General features: G+C 67.4%; 13 protein-coding genes. 8 read left to right on the plus strand and 5 right to left on the minus strand.

What is annotated here, in order from left to right; translation table 11 throughout:
* Window positions 1-137: 137 nt before the first annotated feature.
* Complete coding sequence (gene galU / locus C8J26_RS06335; protein WP_107957207.1) at window positions 138-1010, plus strand: UTP--glucose-1-phosphate uridylyltransferase GalU; 873 nt, start codon at window positions 138-140, stop codon at window positions 1008-1010.
* 167 nt (window positions 1011-1177) lie between these two features.
* Here galU and C8J26_RS06340 read toward each other — a convergent pair whose 3' ends face one another.
* From C8J26_RS06340 to C8J26_RS06355, 4 genes are all read right to left on the minus strand, one after another.
* The gene (locus tag C8J26_RS06340) at window positions 1178-1477 is read right to left on the minus strand and encodes a hypothetical protein (protein WP_107957208.1); all 300 of its coding nucleotides are present in this window, start codon (window positions 1475-1477) and stop codon (window positions 1178-1180) included.
* A 207-nt stretch (window positions 1478-1684) separates the two neighbouring features.
* Window positions 1685-2212 carry a molybdenum cofactor biosynthesis protein B gene (moaB, locus tag C8J26_RS06345; protein ID WP_107957209.1) on the minus strand — a complete coding sequence of 176 codons (528 nt, stop codon included), beginning with the start codon at window positions 2210-2212 and terminating at the stop codon, window positions 1685-1687.
* 5 nt (window positions 2213-2217) lie between these two features.
* The gene (locus C8J26_RS06350; protein WP_107957210.1) at window positions 2218-4104 is read right to left on the minus strand and encodes a lytic transglycosylase domain-containing protein; all 1887 of its coding nucleotides are present in this window, start codon (window positions 4102-4104) and stop codon (window positions 2218-2220) included.
* Window positions 4101-4871, minus strand: a complete 771-nt coding sequence (locus C8J26_RS06355; RefSeq protein ID WP_107957211.1) for a uracil-DNA glycosylase — start codon at window positions 4869-4871, stop codon at window positions 4101-4103. The genes C8J26_RS06350 and C8J26_RS06355 overlap by 4 nt, the downstream gene beginning before the upstream one ends.
* 139 nt (window positions 4872-5010) lie before the next feature.
* Here C8J26_RS06355 and C8J26_RS06360 point away from each other — a divergent pair, with 139 nt between their 5' ends.
* From C8J26_RS06360 to C8J26_RS06385, 6 genes are all read left to right on the plus strand, one after another.
* Window positions 5011-6672, plus strand: a complete 1662-nt coding sequence (locus C8J26_RS06360; RefSeq protein WP_056420544.1) for an electron transfer flavoprotein-ubiquinone oxidoreductase — start codon at window positions 5011-5013, stop codon at window positions 6670-6672.
* A 40-nt stretch (window positions 6673-6712) separates the two neighbouring features.
* Complete coding sequence (locus tag C8J26_RS06365; protein ID WP_107957212.1) at window positions 6713-8098, plus strand: tetratricopeptide repeat protein; 1386 nt, start codon at window positions 6713-6715, stop codon at window positions 8096-8098.
* A 290-nt stretch (window positions 8099-8388) separates the two neighbouring features.
* Complete coding sequence (locus C8J26_RS06370; RefSeq protein ID WP_107957213.1) at window positions 8389-9264, plus strand: 4-(cytidine 5'-diphospho)-2-C-methyl-D-erythritol kinase; 876 nt, start codon at window positions 8389-8391, stop codon at window positions 9262-9264.
* Window positions 9265-9502: 238 nt separating this feature from the next.
* Window positions 9503-10576: a recombinase RecA gene (recA, locus tag C8J26_RS06375; protein WP_056420064.1), complete on the plus strand. Its 1074-nt coding sequence runs from the start codon at window positions 9503-9505 to the stop codon at window positions 10574-10576.
* Window positions 10577-11027: 451 nt separating this feature from the next.
* A complete protein-coding gene (locus tag C8J26_RS06380) occupies window positions 11028-11864 on the plus strand; it encodes a class I SAM-dependent methyltransferase (RefSeq protein WP_107957214.1) in 837 nt (278 codons plus the stop codon).
* A 35-nt stretch (window positions 11865-11899) separates the two neighbouring features.
* Window positions 11900-12535 (plus strand): glutathione S-transferase family protein, encoded by a 636-nt coding sequence (locus C8J26_RS06385; RefSeq protein WP_107957215.1) that lies wholly within the window; start codon window positions 11900-11902, stop codon window positions 12533-12535.
* 137 nt (window positions 12536-12672) lie between these two features.
* Here the strand turns inward: C8J26_RS06385 and C8J26_RS06390 are convergent, their stop codons facing one another.
* Complete coding sequence (locus tag C8J26_RS06390) at window positions 12673-14010, minus strand: dicarboxylate/amino acid:cation symporter (protein ID WP_107957216.1); 1338 nt, start codon at window positions 14008-14010, stop codon at window positions 12673-12675.
* Between the two features lie 78 nt (window positions 14011-14088).
* Between C8J26_RS06390 and C8J26_RS06395 the strand changes: the two genes are divergently transcribed.
* A complete protein-coding gene (locus C8J26_RS06395; RefSeq protein ID WP_208631335.1) occupies window positions 14089-15351 on the plus strand; it encodes a M24 family metallopeptidase in 1263 nt (420 codons plus the stop codon).
* The last annotated feature ends 185 nt before the right edge of the window (window positions 15352-15536 follow it).

A 15536-nucleotide genomic window follows, 5' to 3' on the forward strand; every position in this document is an offset into this window, starting at 1 on the left:
TGTAGCCCAACGCGTTTAATGACGCGCTAACCGGCTGCGACGTTTCGTCGATCGGGCGGCCCGATTTGCACGGACCCGTAACGACCGGTAAATACGGCATCGAAATTGACGACCTTACGACAACATTTGGAGTTCGAATGACCATCAAGCCACTGCGCAAAGCCGTGTTCCCGGTCGCTGGACTCGGCACTCGCTTCCTCCCCGCCACCAAGGCAATGCCGAAGGAGATGCTGACCGTCGTCGACAAGCCTCTGATCCAGTACGCCGTTGAGGAAGCGCTCGAGGCAGGCATCGAGCAGATCATCTTCGTGACCGGGCGCGGCAAGGGCGCGCTCGAGGATCATTTCGACATTTCCTACGAGCTCGAGGATACGATGCGCGCGCGCGGCAAGTCGCTCGACGCGATCAGTCAGATCCGGATGAAGCCGGGCTCGCCGGTCTATGTCCGCCAGCAGGAGCCGCTGGGCCTCGGCCATGCGGTGTGGTGCGCGCGCGAGATCGTCGGCGACGAGCCGTTCGCGGTGCTGCTGCCCGACGAACTGATGGTAGGCCAGCCAGGCTTCATGAAGCAGATGGTCGAGGCGTATAACAAGGTCGGCGGGAACGTCATCGGTGCGCTCGAGGTCGCGGATTCGGAGACCGACAAATACGGCATCATCTCGCCGGGCGCGATCGACGGGCGCCTGACCGAGGTCACCGCGCTGATCGAAAAGCCCGCGCGTGGCACCGCGCCGTCGAACCTGATGATCCCGGGGCGCTACATCCTCCAGCCCGAGGTGATGCGGATCCTGGAAACGCAGGAAAAGGGTGCGGGCGGCGAGATCCAGCTGACCGACGCGATGGCGCAGCTGATCGGCAACCAGCCGTTCCACGGCTTTACGTTCGACGGCCAGCGTTATGATTGCGGTGACAAGGCCGGCTATATCCAGGCGAACCTGGCGATCGCCCTGTCGCGCGCCGATATCGGTCCGGGCGTTCGCGCCTTTGCCGAGCGAGTTCTGGCGAACTGATCTGATCCTCCCCCGTCGGGGGAGGTTAGTCTGAAGAAGAGCGCAGAAAGGGGGGCGCTCGTGTTTCGAGTCCGCCCCTCCCGTCGTCTTTATTCCGGCCGGGCGAGTGTGTCCGGCTCTCGACGCGCGGGGCGAAACCCCTAGGGGCTGCCCCGCCGCGTGATGCGTCATCGCTGGGCGATCGTGGCGACCGGTGCGATCGTCGCGACCGTCGCGATCGGAATGCTGGGGTCGGCGATCCGTGGCTTCGGCATGTCGAGCCCGGCGGCGCTCCACTGCGCCGAGGTCTTGCAGGTCTGTTGCTGGAGGTGACTGCCGGTGACGGCGGGATCGATCGCGCAGTATTTCTGCATCTTCGCATTGTATTTGAGCTTCGTCGTCGGTTGCGACGCGCCGGCGGCGAGGACCGGCGTGGCGGATACGAGCAGCGAGGCGGCGATGAGGCTGTTCAGGAAGAGCGAGCGCATGATGGCGTCCTTCGGATCGTTGGTGTCGCAACCCGATCGGGCTGCATGACGACCAATGCACCGAGTGTGCCAGTTTAGTAATACAGCGACACACCTGCGCAACGCGTTCGGATCACGCGATATTTTCCGGAGCTTGGCCGCGGTGCGGGCAATCATGTGCCGTACGTCCCGCCATCATTTGGCGAGACGTACGGGACATTGGCGTTTTTAGCGCTCGAGCAGCCGCGGCATCAGTTCGACGAAATTGCAGGGGCGGTGGCGGCTGTCGAGCTGGTCGCGCAGGATGCCGTCCCACCCGTCCTTTACCGCACCGGTCGAGCCGGGGAGCGCGAAGATATAGGTGCCGTGCGACACGCAGGCACAGGCGCGCGACTGCACGGTCGAGGTGCCGATCGTCTGGAAGCTCAGCATGCGGAAGAGTTCGCCGAAGCCGGGGATCATCTTCTCGGCGACCTGCTCGATCGCTTCGGGCGTCACGTCGCGACCCGTCACGCCGGTACCGCCGGTGGTGATGACGCAGTCGACCGCGGGATCGCCGATCCAGGCATGGAGCCGCGAGACGATCGTCTCGACATCGTCCTTCTCGATCCGGCGGTCGGCGAGGATGTGGCCTGCCTCGGTCAGCCGCGCGACCAGCGTATCGCCCGAGCGATCGTCGGCGAGCCCGCGCGTGTCCGACACCGTCAGCACGGCGATCCGTACAGGCAGGAACGTCCGGCTTTCATCGATCGGCATGGCGATCAGTCCGCGCGCGTGAGGGTGGCGGACTGCGGGCTGACGCTCGCGTTGACCGCGACCGTCGTATGCACGGGCGACGCGCTGGCGCTCGCACGCGCGTTGGGCGTCGCGTTCATCCGGACCGCGGTCGCACCCGGCAGGCCGGGGAAGCGCGGCCACATGCCCTGCGCGAGCGCGTTGCGGCTGGTCGATGCCTTCTTGCCGCCCTGCGCCTCGTACATCCAGTAGTTGCGCAGCACGGTGGTGACGTAGCCGCGCGTTTCCCAATAGGGGATGCTCTCGATATACAGCAGCGGATCGCCATTATCGTGGACGATCGCGTTCCAGTCGCCGACCGGGCGCGGCCCCGCATTATACGCCGCGATCACCTTGGGCAGCAGACCGCCGGTGACGCCCGCCATGTCGCGCAGCCGCTCGAGATGGCGCTGGCCGATATCCATGTTGGTCGACGGCTTGGTCAGCGCCTTCATGTCGATCGCGGTGCCGCGTTCGCGCGCGAAGTCGGTCGCGGCGGCGGGCATGATCTGCATGAGGCCATAGGCGCCCGCCGGGCTCTTCACGGTGTTGCGGAACCGCGATTCCTCGAGCGTGTGTGCGTAGACCAGCGCCTTATCGATGTGCCAGCCGCTGTCCGGCGTCCAGTTCGGCGTCGGATAGCGCGCCTCGGCGGTCGAGGTAACGCCTTGCGGGCAGTTATGCGCGAGCCACACGGTCGTCGCTGGCAGGCTCAGTGCCTCGGCGACCCGGACCAGGTTGCCGAATTCGCGCGGGTCGCCGATCTTGGCTTGCTGGCGGATGACGGTATCGGCCAGGTCGGTCTCGCCGACCTCGACCAGTGCCGCTGCGACGCGGACGTTGGGGCGCTTGCCGACGACCTTCCAGTCGCTTGCGACCAGCCCGCCGACCGCGGTGCCCTTGTCCTTCATCGCGAGCTGCTGGCGCGCGAGCTGGCCGTAGAAGCTCTCGCCGAACTGCGCCGCCGCCTTCAGGCGCCCCTCGATCTTGTCGGGGCGCGAACACACCATGTCCGCGCGCGACGCCCAGTATAGCGCAGCCGCGCGCAGGTCGACGTCGCCGGCGCGTGCTGCGACGCCCTCGAACCCGGCCTCGGCATTCGCGCAGTCATTCTGCCGCCATGCGGACAGCGCACCGACCCAGCGGCCCTGCACCGCCCAGTCGCCGACCCCGTCCTGCGCCTTGGTGGCCATGACGCGCGCGTTCGCATCGTCGCCCTGGAGGAAATAGATCCATGCGATTTTTTGCTGCCACTCGGTCAGCGCCTCGGGGGTCAGCCCCGGCGTGCTCTCGAGCAGCGACTGCGCCTCGCGGCCCATGTCCGCCTTGACGTAAGGCTGCATCTTGAGCGCGAGATCGGCGGCGATCAGGTCGCCCTGCAGGCTCTTGGCGCGGACTCGACGCGGTGCGCCGTCCTGCCAGATCAGGCGTTGCGCAGCGGGCAGGGGGGGCAGGTCGACCGCGCCGCGCGTCATCGCCAGGCGAGAGATTTGCGCGGCCTCGGGCAGTTCGGGCGCTTCGTTGAGCAGCGCGACCAGCGGCTCCATCTCGACGCGGGGCGAACCCTTGGCCGTGTACATCTCGGCGCGCGCGATCGCGTGCAGCGGGCCGGGCTTCATCGTGTCTAGCCCGATCTGCGCGTCGGTCCACTTGCCGTCGCGGATCGCGGCGAAGACGGTCTTGTACGCCTCGCGCTGTCCGGCATCGAGCTGGTCCGGAATCTGTTCCAGCGTCGGCGCGCCGACCAGTTGCGGCGTGCCGAGCCGGGCATCGCCCGCGGGCTCGCCCGCCAGCGTCGCGGCGAAGGCCGGGAGGGGGAGCGCGCTGAGCCCCAGAACGAGCGCTGCCCGCGAGATCGACCGGGTCCGGATCATCGTACGCCCTTTTGCGATATCTGTTCGCCCATCAGCATCTGCAAATCCTTCCAGGCCTCGGCCTTGGCCGCGGGCTTCTCGATCAGAAACCGCGGATGATAGCTCGCGACCACCGTCGTCACATCCGACGCGTCACCAGTCCCCGTTTGTGCGGTCTTATGGTTAAACCGGTGTAAACGCCCGCGCGCCGCCTGTAATTCCGTCCCGAGGATGGCACGGCTCGCCGCATTGCCCAGCAGCAGCAACTGCCGCGGTGCGACCAAGCCGATGTGATGCTTGGCGATTTCGGCGAGCCGATCCTCGACCTCGCTCTGGATCCGCCCTGCCGTCGGCCGCTTCGCGCACACCGCCGCAACGTGCACGGCGTCGCGCGCGAGGCCGATCGCCGCGAGCATCCGGTCGAGCAATCGACCCGACCCGCCGCTCAGCAACGCACCGGCATCGCCGTCATCCCGGTCGGGACAATCGACAAGCACCATGACCGTAGCGTCAGCCGGCCCGCTGGCGGCCAGCGAAATCCCGCTCCAGCTCGCCTCGGGAACCTCTGCCCCGCCCCGCCAGTTGAGGAAGTCTGCCAGCACAAGCGGCATTGCGGATGGAGATACGGACAGCGCAGCAGGTGCCGCGGGTGCGACGATAAGCGGCTCAGGCGCCGCGAACCAGTCGCGGGGGACATCGTCGACCAATGTGTCGACGCCAGCCTCGTGCCACCATTCGAGCGCGCTCGCCGCGGCATTTCGCCAGTCGATGGTTTGGTCCGCCCCCACAGGGTAACCTATGCTGCACGGTTGACGTGGCGGTCAACTCGCGCAATCGCCATATTGGACAAGACGGTGCCAGCCCGAGCCCGAACGAGGGGGCGGTCCGTAAAGCTGGGCAAAGAGGGGATATCCCCGGGAGACGATGATGACGACACGTGAATCGATGCCCTATGATGTGGTGATCGTCGGCGCAGGCCCGGCCGGTCTTTCGGCAGCGATCCGTCTCAAACAAATGGCGGCGGAGAAGGACGCGGAGATCAGCGTCTGCGTGCTCGAAAAGGGCTCCGAGGTCGGTGCGCACATCCTGTCGGGCGCGGTCATCGACCCCAAGAGCCTCGACGAACTGCTGCCCAACTGGCGCGAGGATGGCTGTCCGCTGGCGGAAGTGCCGGTGACCGAGAACCATCACTGGATCCTCAGCAAGACGAAGAAGAGCGAGATGCCGCACTTCGTCACGCCGTCGTTCATGCACAACAAGGGCACCTATACCGGCAGCCTCGGCAATCTGTGCCGCTGGATGGCGGGCAAGGCGGAGGAACTCGGCGTCGAGATCTTCCCCGGCTTCGCCGCCGCCGAAATCCTGTTCAACGACGATGGCTCGGTCAAGGGCGTCGCAACCGGCGACATGGGCGTCGCGCGCGACGGCACGCACAAGGGCGATTACACCCCCGGCCTCGAGCTCCACGCCAAATACACCTTCTTCTCCGAAGGCTGCCGTGGTCACCTGACCAAGCAGCTGATCGCCAAGTTCGATCTCGCCAAGGACAGCGATCCGCAGGTCTACGGCCTCGGCATCAAGGAGCTGTGGGACATCGATCCCGCGCTCCATTCGCCCGGCCGCGTCATCCACACGCAGGGCTGGCCGCTGACCGAGACCGACGGCTCGAACGGCGGCGGCTGGATCTATCACCAGGCGAACGGTCAGGTCTCGATCGGCTTCGTCACGTGGCTGAACTACACCAACCCGCATCTCTCGCCGTTCCACGAGATGCAGCGCTGGAAGACGCATCCCGAGATCGCCGCGCTGCTCAAGGGCGCCAAGCGCGTCAGCTACGGCGCGCGCGCGATCAGCGATGGCGGGCTGCAATCGATCCCCAAGCTCGTGATGCCCGGCGCCGCGCTGATCGGCGATAGCGCCGGTTTCCTCAACGTGCCGCGGATCAAGGGTACGCACACCGCGATGAAGTCCGGCATGATGGCCGCCGAGGCTGCGGTCGAGGCGATCGTCTCGCAGCGCGGCCATGACGAGCTCGCCGCCTATCCAGAGGCGTTCGAACGGTCGTGGGTCAAGAAGGAGCTGTCGGTCGTCCGCAACGTCGTGCCGCTGGTCAAGAAGTTCGGCGACCTGGTCGGGTCGGGGCTTGCCGGCGTGACGATGTGGCTCGAGCATCTGGGGATCAAGGTTCCCTTCACGATGCACCATCATCCCGACCATGAAAGCCTGTGGCGCAAGGATCTGGTCAAGCCGATCGACTATCCCAAGGCCGACGGCGTCCTCACCTTCGATCGCCTCTCGTCGGTGTTCATCTCGAACACCAACCATGAGGAGGACCAGCCGGTCCACCTGACGCTCAAGGATCCGGCGGTACCGATCACCTACAACCTGCCGATGTACGACGAGCCCGCGCAACGCTATTGCCCGGCCGGCGTTTACGAGGTCGTCGGCGTCGAAGAAGGCGATCCGAAGTTCGTCATCAACGCGCAGAACTGCGTCCACTGCAAGACCTGCGACATCAAGGACCCCACCCAGAATATCAACTGGGTCGTACCCGAGGGCGGCGGAGGCCCCAATTATCCCAACATGTAAGCCCCTGCGTCTGCCTCTCCTCCTCCTGCTCGGTCTCGCCGTGGCGGCACCCGCCGCGGCCGAGACGGGGGATCTTTCCGCCTATCTGAAGGCCCGCGCCGCCGATGCCGCGGGCAGGCCTGATCACGCCGCCGCCAGCTATGCGAAGGTGCTGGCGGCGGCGCCCGACGATCCCGTCGTCGCGATCCGCGCGTACCGCGAGGCGCTGGAGGCGGGCGACATGCCGCTCGCCTCGCGCGCCGCCGCCGTCCTGAGCCGGGCAGGCGTTGCTCCTGCCGATGCCGCCCTCCTCCCGCTGGCCGATGCCGCGCGGGCGGGGGACACCAAGGCCGCCAGTGCCGCGATCGCCACGCTCGCCACCGGGCCCCTCGTGGTCCTCGCGCCCTCGCTCTACGCCTGGGTCGCGCATGCCGAGGGTCGCGATCCGGGACCGTCGCTTGCCATCGCCGCCAAGGACCCCGTCGCCAACCGTTTCGCCACCGAGGCGCGCACGCTGATCGCCGCCGCACCGCGCCGCCAACCGCTCGCGACCGGCGTCTCGCGGCTGCTCGCCCAGCTCGCCAGCGATCTTGCGGCGGGTGAGCCCTCACCCCTGTCGATCGCGCTGACGCAGGCGGCATTGCGCGCGGACCCCCGCTACGACAGCGCGAGAATCCTGCTCGCCGACGCGCTCGCCCGTAACAGGATCGTCGATCGCGCGCTCACCGTCCTCGACGAGGTCGATCCGAAGGGCGCGTTCGCCGCCGCCGCCGCTGCCGAACGAGTCGAGATCCTCGCCAACGCCGATCGCGACGGCGAGGCGCTGGCCGCCGCCAAGAACCGGGTCGACCAGCTGGACGCCGAACCCGCCGACTGGCAGCGTTATGCCGACCTGCTGCTGACCACCGGCAACCCTGCCGAAGCCGCAACCTGGTATCGCCGTATCATCTCGGCCGACGGGGCGAATGGCGGCAGCTGGGGCTCGTGGCTGCAATACGGCGGTGCGCTCGACCAGGCGGGGCGCTGGCCCGAGGCGCGCGACGCGCTCGAAAAGGCGGTCGCGCGGGGTCCCGCACAACCGCTCGCGCTCAATTATCTCGGCTTTGCGCAGGTCGAGCATGGCGACGACATCCCCGCCTCGATCCGGCTGCTGGAACGCGCCAGCCGCCTCGATCCGGCCAACGCGTCGATTACCGACTCGCTGGGTTGGGCGTACCATCTCGCGGGCGACACCGCGCGTGCGCTCCCGCTGCTCGAACGCGCAGGGCAGGGCGATCCTGCCAACGCCGAGATTGGCGATCACCTCGGCGACGCGTATTGGACGGTCGGCCGCCAATATGAGGCGCGCTACGCCTGGCGCGCCGCGCTGCTGACCGCCGAGCCCAGCGACACGGCGCGCCTGACCGCCAAGATCGCCAACGGCCTCCCGCCGAAAGCTCGTCGCTGACTCGTTTTCCTACGGGGGGAGCGGGCTCGCACGGCTTCCGTGGGGAGGGCGATGCCGACGGCGGCAATGAGCGTAACGCCGCGCGCACCTGGCCCGCACAGGGCGAAGCGTGCGCAACGCCCCCTCCGTCATCCTGACGAAAGTCAGGATCCAGAGTAACGACCGATGCCCTGCCTGGCTCTGGATCCTGACTTTCGTCAGGATGACGGACGCTAGATGCAGAGCGGAACGTTGCCAGTGCCCCTCCATCCGCTAAGCCAGACCCCAAATCGCAAACCCCGAGATCCACGATGCCCGCCACCACCGAACCCGCGCCTGCGAAAATCAACCTGGCGCTCCACGTCCGCCGTCGCCGCGAAGACGGCTATCACGATCTCGAAACGCTGTTCGCCTTCGCCACCGACGGTGACATCGTCACCGTCGAACCGGCCGCCGCGAACCGCTTCACCATCACCGGCCCCTTCGCGGATGCGCTGCTCCCCGCCCCAAAACACACCACCACCCCGACCTCCGCCGGGGTGGCGGCATGGGGTGGCAACCTTGTCACCGCCGCCGCCGACGCCTTCACCGCCGCATTCGCCCCGAACGCCCGTCACGCGATAACGCTGGAAAAGCACCTGCCCATTGCCTCGGGCATCGGCGGAGGCTCGGCCGACGCGGCCGCCACGCTGCGCGCGCTGGCACGCCTCCACGGTATCGCCGCGACCGATGCGCGCCTCCACGCCATCGCCGCAACGCTCGGCGCGGACGTCCCCGCGTGCCTTGCCAACCGCACTACGCTCGGCACCGGCAAGGGCGACACCTTGACCAACCTCGAAGGCCTGTCCGGCACGCCGCTCCTCCTGGTCAATCCCGGCGTCGCGGTCTCGACTGCCGCCGTCTTCAAGGCCTGGGACGGCCAGGATCGCGGCCCCATCCCCGAAGGCGACCTTCTCACGCGCGCAACCGCCGGCCGCAACGATCTGGAGCCCCCCGCGCTGGCATTGGCCCCCGTCATCGCCGATGCCCGCACGCTGCTCGACGCGGCGCACGACGTGCTGCTATCCAGAATGTCCGGCTCCGGCGCCACCTGCTTCGCCCTCTTCCAGACCGCCGAAGCCAGAGACTCGGCTGCAACCGCGGCGCAAGCCTGCGGCTGGTGGACCCTCGCAACGACGCTCGCCTGAACGGACGCCCCCACCACCACCTGCCGTCATCCTGACGAAAGTCAGGACCCAGAGCCAAAACCGACTACGCCGGCCACTACCAAGCGCGCGCCTGAACAACCCCACCCATTCTCGACCAGACTCTGCCTTTTTCGCCCAAACCCGATGTTCCGCACTTGTTCCATGAGAACAAAGAGAATACATGGTGTTTGACGCGTTGAATGGCACGCGCGCTTGCTTTAGCGATGGGAGCTTATCAATGGCCGCTAATCTGAAAGTGATCGACACCGGCATGGCAACCGCAACCAACGACCGGCAAAAGGCGCTGGACGCCGCGCTCGCGCAGATCGACCGCGCGTTCGGCAAGGGCTCGGCGATGCGCCTGGGCTCCAAGGAAACGATGCAGGTCGAGGTCATCTCGACCGGCTCGCTCGGGCTCGACATCGCGCTCGGCGTCGGCGGCCTGCCGCGCGGCCGCGTGATCGAGATTTACGGCCCGGAAAGCTCGGGCAAGACCACGCTCGCGCTCCACGTGATCGCCGAGGCGCAGAAGAACGGCGGCACCGCCGCGTTCGTCGATGCCGAGCATGCGCTCGACCCGGTCTATGCCAGGAAGCTCGGCGTCAACATCGACGAGCTGATCGTGTCGCAGCCCGATACCGGTGAGCAGGCGCTCGAGATCGTCGACACGCTGGTGCGCTCGAACGCGATCGACGTGCTCGTGGTCGACTCGGTCGCGGCACTCGTGCCGCGCGCGGAAATCGAGGGCGAGATGGGCGACAGCCATGTCGGTCTTCAGGCGCGCCTGATGTCGCAGTCGCTGCGCAAGCTCACCGGCTCGATCAGCCGCTCGCGCTGCATGGTGATCTTCATCAACCAGCTCCGCATGAAGATCGGCGTGATGTACGGCAACCCGGAGACCACGACGGGCGGCAACGCACTGAAGTTCTACGCTTCGGTCCGCCTCGACATCCGCCGCATCGGCGCGGTCAAGGCCGGTGAAGAGGTGACGGGCAACCAGACGCGCGTGAAGGTCGTCAAGAACAAGGTCGCGCCGCCGTTCAAGCAGGTCGAATTCGACATCATGTACGGGCAGGGCGTCTCGAAGCTCGGCGAGATCCTCGATCTCGGCGTGAAGGCGGGCCTCGTCGAGAAGTCGGGTGCCTGGTTCAGCTATGACAGCGTCCGCCTCGGCCAGGGTCGCGAGAATTCGAAGACCTTCCTCAAGGACAACCCCGAAACCGCCGATCGCCTCGAAAAGCAGATCCGCGCGCGCACCGACAAGGTCGCCGAGGAAATGATGGTAGGCCCCGGCGCCGAAGACGACGCATAACACGAACGCTCTCCCTTAAGGGAGCGGCCGGAACCCCTTAACCCTCTCCCCTCGGGGGAGAGGGAGGGGCCCATTGCCCTTGCAATGGGAGGGTGAGGGCACGCGAGGAAAGACATCGCCCCCAAGCCCACACCACCCCGGCGACCGCCGCGGCCAGTTGGGAAGGCCGCTCGTGTCGAGTGCCACGACAACCCAAACCCACGCCACCCCGGCGAAGGCCGGGGCCCAATTGGGATGTCTTCTCAATTCAGGTGCTACGACGCGCCCGCCCCAATGGTCTCCCGCGAAGGCGGGAGCCCAGGCTGGATCCCCGCCTTCGCGGGGAAACACGGATACGCAATCTACCGCGGCCGCGAAAAATCCCTCGACGCAAAACCCGCGCGAGCGTCTATACTTTCTATACTTCACTCTCCCAAACGCCCCCGAACCCCAAGCATGAAGCTCCCCGCTGATGACCACAGGCTTTGACTGGACTGGCAGGATTGGCGACGTCTGGGCCGAGGAATGGCGCCGCACCGACCGCAGCTTCGCGAACCTCACGCCGCACCTGAACGCCGCGATCCTCGCCGCCGCCACGCCACACACCGCCAAAGTCATCGACATCGGCTGCGGCGCGGGCGCAACCACGCTGGCCACCGCGCAGGCGCTCCCGAACGCGACCGTCACCGGTATCGACCTCTCCCCCAATCTGATCGAGACCGCCCGGCAGCGCGCCGCGGATAAGGCCAACGCGCAGTTCGAATGCGCCGACATCACCGCCGCCGCCGCGACCCACGCCCCAGTCGACCTCTACGTCTCGCGCCACGGCGTCATGTTCTTCGCCGATCCCGTCGCCGCCTTCGCCACGCTCGCCGCTGCCGCGGCCCCCGCTGCCACCCTCGTCTTCTCCTGTTTCGCCGAGCGCGCCGCCAATCACTGGGCGACCGAAACCATCGCTGCCACCGGCGGCGACGCGGACGCACCAGCGACGACCGCACCCGGCCCGTTCGCGTTCGCCGACCCCGGCCATGTCGCCGCCATCCTCGCCGACGCCGGCTGGCAGGCAGGACCGCCCAGCCGCATCGACTTTGCCTATCGGGCCGGCGGCGGGTCCGACCCCGTCGCCGACGCGGTCGACTATTTCCGCCGCATCGGCCCCGCCGCCTCCGCGATCCGCGATGCGGCGCCTGAGGAACGCGAGTCCTACATCGCGCGTCTCACCCAGGTCTGCGACCGTCACCGCACCGGCGACACGGTGGAATTTCCCGCCGTCGCCTGGATCTGGACGGCGCGCACCGCGGCCCGATAAGCGTGTCGGCGGGATAGAAGAGCAGGGGAACCAGCATGATCATCGTCCACCACCTCGAAAACTCGCGATCGCAGCGGATCCTGTGGATGCTCGAGGAACTCGGCCTCCCCTACGAGATCAAGCGCTACGAGCGGAATCCGGAGACCATGCTCGCCCCACCCGAACTCAAGAAGGTCCATCCGCTCGGCAAGTCGCCGGTGATCGAGGACACCGATGTCCAGGGCGTCGGCGTCATCGCCGAGACCGGCGCGATCGTCGAATATCTCGTCGACAAGGCGGACGGCAAACTCGGTGCGCCCGCCAACCGCGGCGATGCGCTGCGCTACCGCTTCTGGCTGCATTATGCCGAAGGCTCGATGATGCCGCCGCTGCTGCTGAAACTCGTCCTCGCGCGCATCCCGATCATGGGCAAGGTCGCGGTCAAGAAGATCCAGCCGATGATCGACGTTCATCTCGACTATGTCGAATCCGAACTGGAGCAGCGTCCTTGGTTCGCCGGCGCCGAGATGACCGCTGCCGACATCATGATGAGCTTTCCCTTGGAGGCTGCGCGCAGCCGCGGCGGCCTGAACGAGTCGCGCCCCGCCACGATCGCCTGGCTCGCCAAGGTGCACGCCCGGCCTGCCTATCAGGCCGGGCTCAAAAAGGGCGGCCCCTACGCCTACGCCTGAGCTCTAGGATCACGCCACCGCCTCCCCACGTCCGTCATCCGGGGCTCGACCCAGGATCCAGAGCCATGCGCGCGCCGTTCGCGGCTCTGGATCCCAGCCTTCGCTGGGATGACGGAAAGGGTTCGAGGCCGTCCGCCTCAATCCTGACCCGGCCCGATCTTGTCGAAGCTGTCGGCATTCGTCTTCGGCCCATGCCCGGTCGGCGCCACCGGTGGATCCCGATCGGCCGGCTCGCGCTCGTCGAGCCCGCCCTCCCACTTCGCGACCACCGTCGCCGCGACCGCATTGCCGATCACGTTGGTCGCCGAGCGCCCCATGTCGAGGAAATGGTCGACCGCCAGGATCAGCAGGATGCCCGCCTCCGGAATCTTGAACATCGACAGCGTCCCCGCAATCACCACCAGCGACGCGCGCGGCACGCCGGCGATCCCCTTCGACGTCACCATCAGCACCAGCAGCATCGCGATCTGCTGCCCGATCGGCATGTGGATGCCGTAAGCCTGCGCGATGAACAGCGACGCGAACGTCATGTACATCATCGACCCGTCGAGATTGAACGAATAGCCCAGCGGCAGCACGAAGCTCGCGATCCGCGGCGGCACGCCGAACCGGTCGAGCGCCTCCAGCGTCCGCGGATATGCCGCCTCGGACGACGCCGCGGAGAAGGCGAGGATTAGCGGATCGCGGATATACCGCACCAGCAACCGCGTCCGCGGCCCGATCAGCACGAACGCGATCCCGATCAGCAGCGCCCACAGCAGCGCGAGCCCCAGATAGAAGCACAGCATGAAATAGCCGAGATCGCCGAGGATGCTCGGACCGCGCTCGGCGAGCGTCGCGGTCACCGCGGCGAACACCGCGAACGGCGCGAACCGCATCACGTAGTTGGTGATCTGGAGCATGACGGCGACCAGCGCCTCGATCGCCTTGACCAGCGGCGCGGCCTTCTCGCCGACCGCGGTGATCGCCACGCCGACGAACACCGAGAACACGACGATCTGCAGGATTTCGTTGCTCGCCATCGCCGCGATCATCGAATCGGGCACGATGTGCGAGATGAACTTGGCCAGATCGAACGTCGCGGCATCGACCCCGCTCGACGCGGTCGCGGGCGGGATCGCGAGCGCCAGGCCCACGCCCGGCTGCAACACGTTGACCAGGATCATGCCCAGCGTCAGCGACAACAGCGACGCGCAGACGAACCAGCCGAGGCTGCGCAAGCCCACCCGGCCCAGCGCGCCGGTGTCGCCCATATGCGCGATGCCGACGACCAGTGTCGAGAAGACCAGCGGCGCGATGATCATCTTGATCAGCCGCAGGAACAGCGACGTCACGATCGAGAAATAGCCCGCAATGTCCTTCAGCCGCGCGGCCGACGCGGCGGTGCCGTCGTCGATCGACGCGTTGAGGATCCAGCCGACGACCAGGCCCGCGACCAGCCCCAGCAAGATGTAATAGGTTAGCCGCTTGGCCATTAATCGCTCCCGAATTTCGTGCGCGAGGGAAGGGGATTGCGGCGCTCGGGTCAAGCACCCTATCGTTCGGCGATGTCGATGACCGCCTTTACGCCCTCACGCCGCACGCTGCTCGGCCTTGCCGCCGCGGCGCCTTTGCTGTCCACCAGCGCCTTCCTGCGCGCGGCCGAACCAGACCTGTCGGCGCTGTCCGATATCACCGGCGGGGCGAAACCGATCGACGCCGCCGAGCGCGCCGCGCGGCTGGTCCGCGCCCAGTTGCTCATGAAGGCGGCGGGGATCGGCGCGGTGCTGATCGAGCCCGGATCGTCGATGATCTACTTCACCGGCGTGCGCTGGCACACCAGCGAGCGGCTGACGCTCGCGGTGATTCCGGTCGAGGGGACGCCGTGCATCGTCACGCCGTTCTTCGAGGAGCCGTCGGTGCGCGAGACGCTCACCGTCTCCGCCGACGTCCGCGTGTGGCAGGAGGACGAGGATCCGCTGCGCGTCGTCGCCGGGTTCCTGCGCGATCGCAAACTCGCCGCGCGGCCGATCGGGCTGGAGGCGGACGTCCGCTATTTCGCCTATGCGGGCCTCGCGCGCGTGCTGCCGGGGGCGAAGATCGTGTCGGCCGACCCGGTCGTCCGCGCCGGCCGGATGATCAAGACGCCCGCCGAGATCGCGCTGATGCAGACGGCGACCGACGTCACGCTCGCCGCCTATCGCTGGACCAAGGCGCGCGTCGAAACCGGCATGACCGGCCCGCAGATCGGCGCGCTGATGACCGCGGCGACGAAGGCACTGGGCGGCGCGCCCGAATTCTCGATGGCGCTGGTCGGCGAGGCGTCGGCCTATCCGCACGGCAGCCGCGAGATCCACCGCGTCGCCGACGGGCAGGTCGTGCTGATGGATTGCGGGTGCACCGTGCAAGGCTATCAGTCCGACGTCTCGCGCACTTGGGTGCACGGCACCGCGACCGCCGACCAGCGCAAGACCTGGGATCAGGTCGCACGTGGCCAGCAGGTCGCGTTCGCCGCCGCGACAATCGACGCGACCGCGGCGAGCGTCGACGATGCGGTCCGGCGCTATTACGAGACGCTCGGCTATGGTCCGGGCTACAAGCTGCCGGGCCTGTCGCACCGGACGGGGCACGGCATCGGCATGGACGGCCACGAACCCGTCAACTTCGTCCGTGGCGAGACGACGCGGCTCGCGGCAGGGATGTGCTTCTCCGACGAACCGGGGCTTTATACGCCGGGCAAATACGGCGTCCGGATTGAGGACTGCTTCCACATGACCGACGCAGGGCCGAGATGGTTCAGCGAACCGCCCAAATCGATCGACGCACCGTTGGGGTAGGGCAGTCACCACACCCACGACCACCCCGGCGAAGGCCGGGGCCCAATTGGAGAGGTGGAAATAAGGGAGCACCGCGCTTCGTTGTAGGCGTCTCCCAATTGGGCCCCGGCCTCCGCCGGGGTGGGCGGCGTACCGAACGGCAGCACGTCCTTGTTCTCCCGCGAAGGCGGGAGCCCAGTCTGGGT

This window comes from Sphingomonas aurantiaca, from assembly GCF_003050705.1.
Lineage (GTDB): Bacteria > Pseudomonadota > Alphaproteobacteria > Sphingomonadales > Sphingomonadaceae > Sphingomonas > Sphingomonas aurantiaca.

Excerpts from the sequence above, each read along its gene's own strand:
- galU (WP_107957207.1), top strand. The coding sequence starts at position 138 with ATGACCATCAAGCCACTGCGCAAAGCCGTGTTCCCGGTCGCTGGACTC.
- C8J26_RS06340 (WP_107957208.1), bottom strand. The coding sequence starts at position 1,477 with ATGCGCTCGCTCTTCCTGAACAGCCTCATCGCCGCCTCGCTGCTCGTA.
- moaB (WP_107957209.1), bottom strand. The coding sequence starts at position 2,212 with ATGCCGATCGATGAAAGCCGGACGTTCCTGCCTGTACGGATCGCCGTG.
- C8J26_RS06350 (WP_107957210.1), bottom strand. The coding sequence starts at position 4,104 with ATGATCCGGACCCGGTCGATCTCGCGGGCAGCGCTCGTTCTGGGGCTC.
- C8J26_RS06360 (WP_056420544.1), top strand. The coding sequence starts at position 5,011 with ATGACGACACGTGAATCGATGCCCTATGATGTGGTGATCGTCGGCGCA.
- C8J26_RS06370 (WP_107957213.1), top strand. The coding sequence starts at position 8,389 with ATGCCCGCCACCACCGAACCCGCGCCTGCGAAAATCAACCTGGCGCTC.
- recA (WP_056420064.1), top strand. The coding sequence starts at position 9,503 with ATGGCCGCTAATCTGAAAGTGATCGACACCGGCATGGCAACCGCAACC.
- C8J26_RS06380 (WP_107957214.1), top strand. The coding sequence starts at position 11,028 with ATGACCACAGGCTTTGACTGGACTGGCAGGATTGGCGACGTCTGGGCC.
- C8J26_RS06385 (WP_107957215.1), top strand. The coding sequence starts at position 11,900 with ATGATCATCGTCCACCACCTCGAAAACTCGCGATCGCAGCGGATCCTG.
- C8J26_RS06390 (WP_107957216.1), bottom strand. The coding sequence starts at position 14,010 with ATGGCCAAGCGGCTAACCTATTACATCTTGCTGGGGCTGGTCGCGGGC.
- C8J26_RS06395 (WP_208631335.1), top strand. The coding sequence starts at position 14,089 with ATGACCGCCTTTACGCCCTCACGCCGCACGCTGCTCGGCCTTGCCGCC.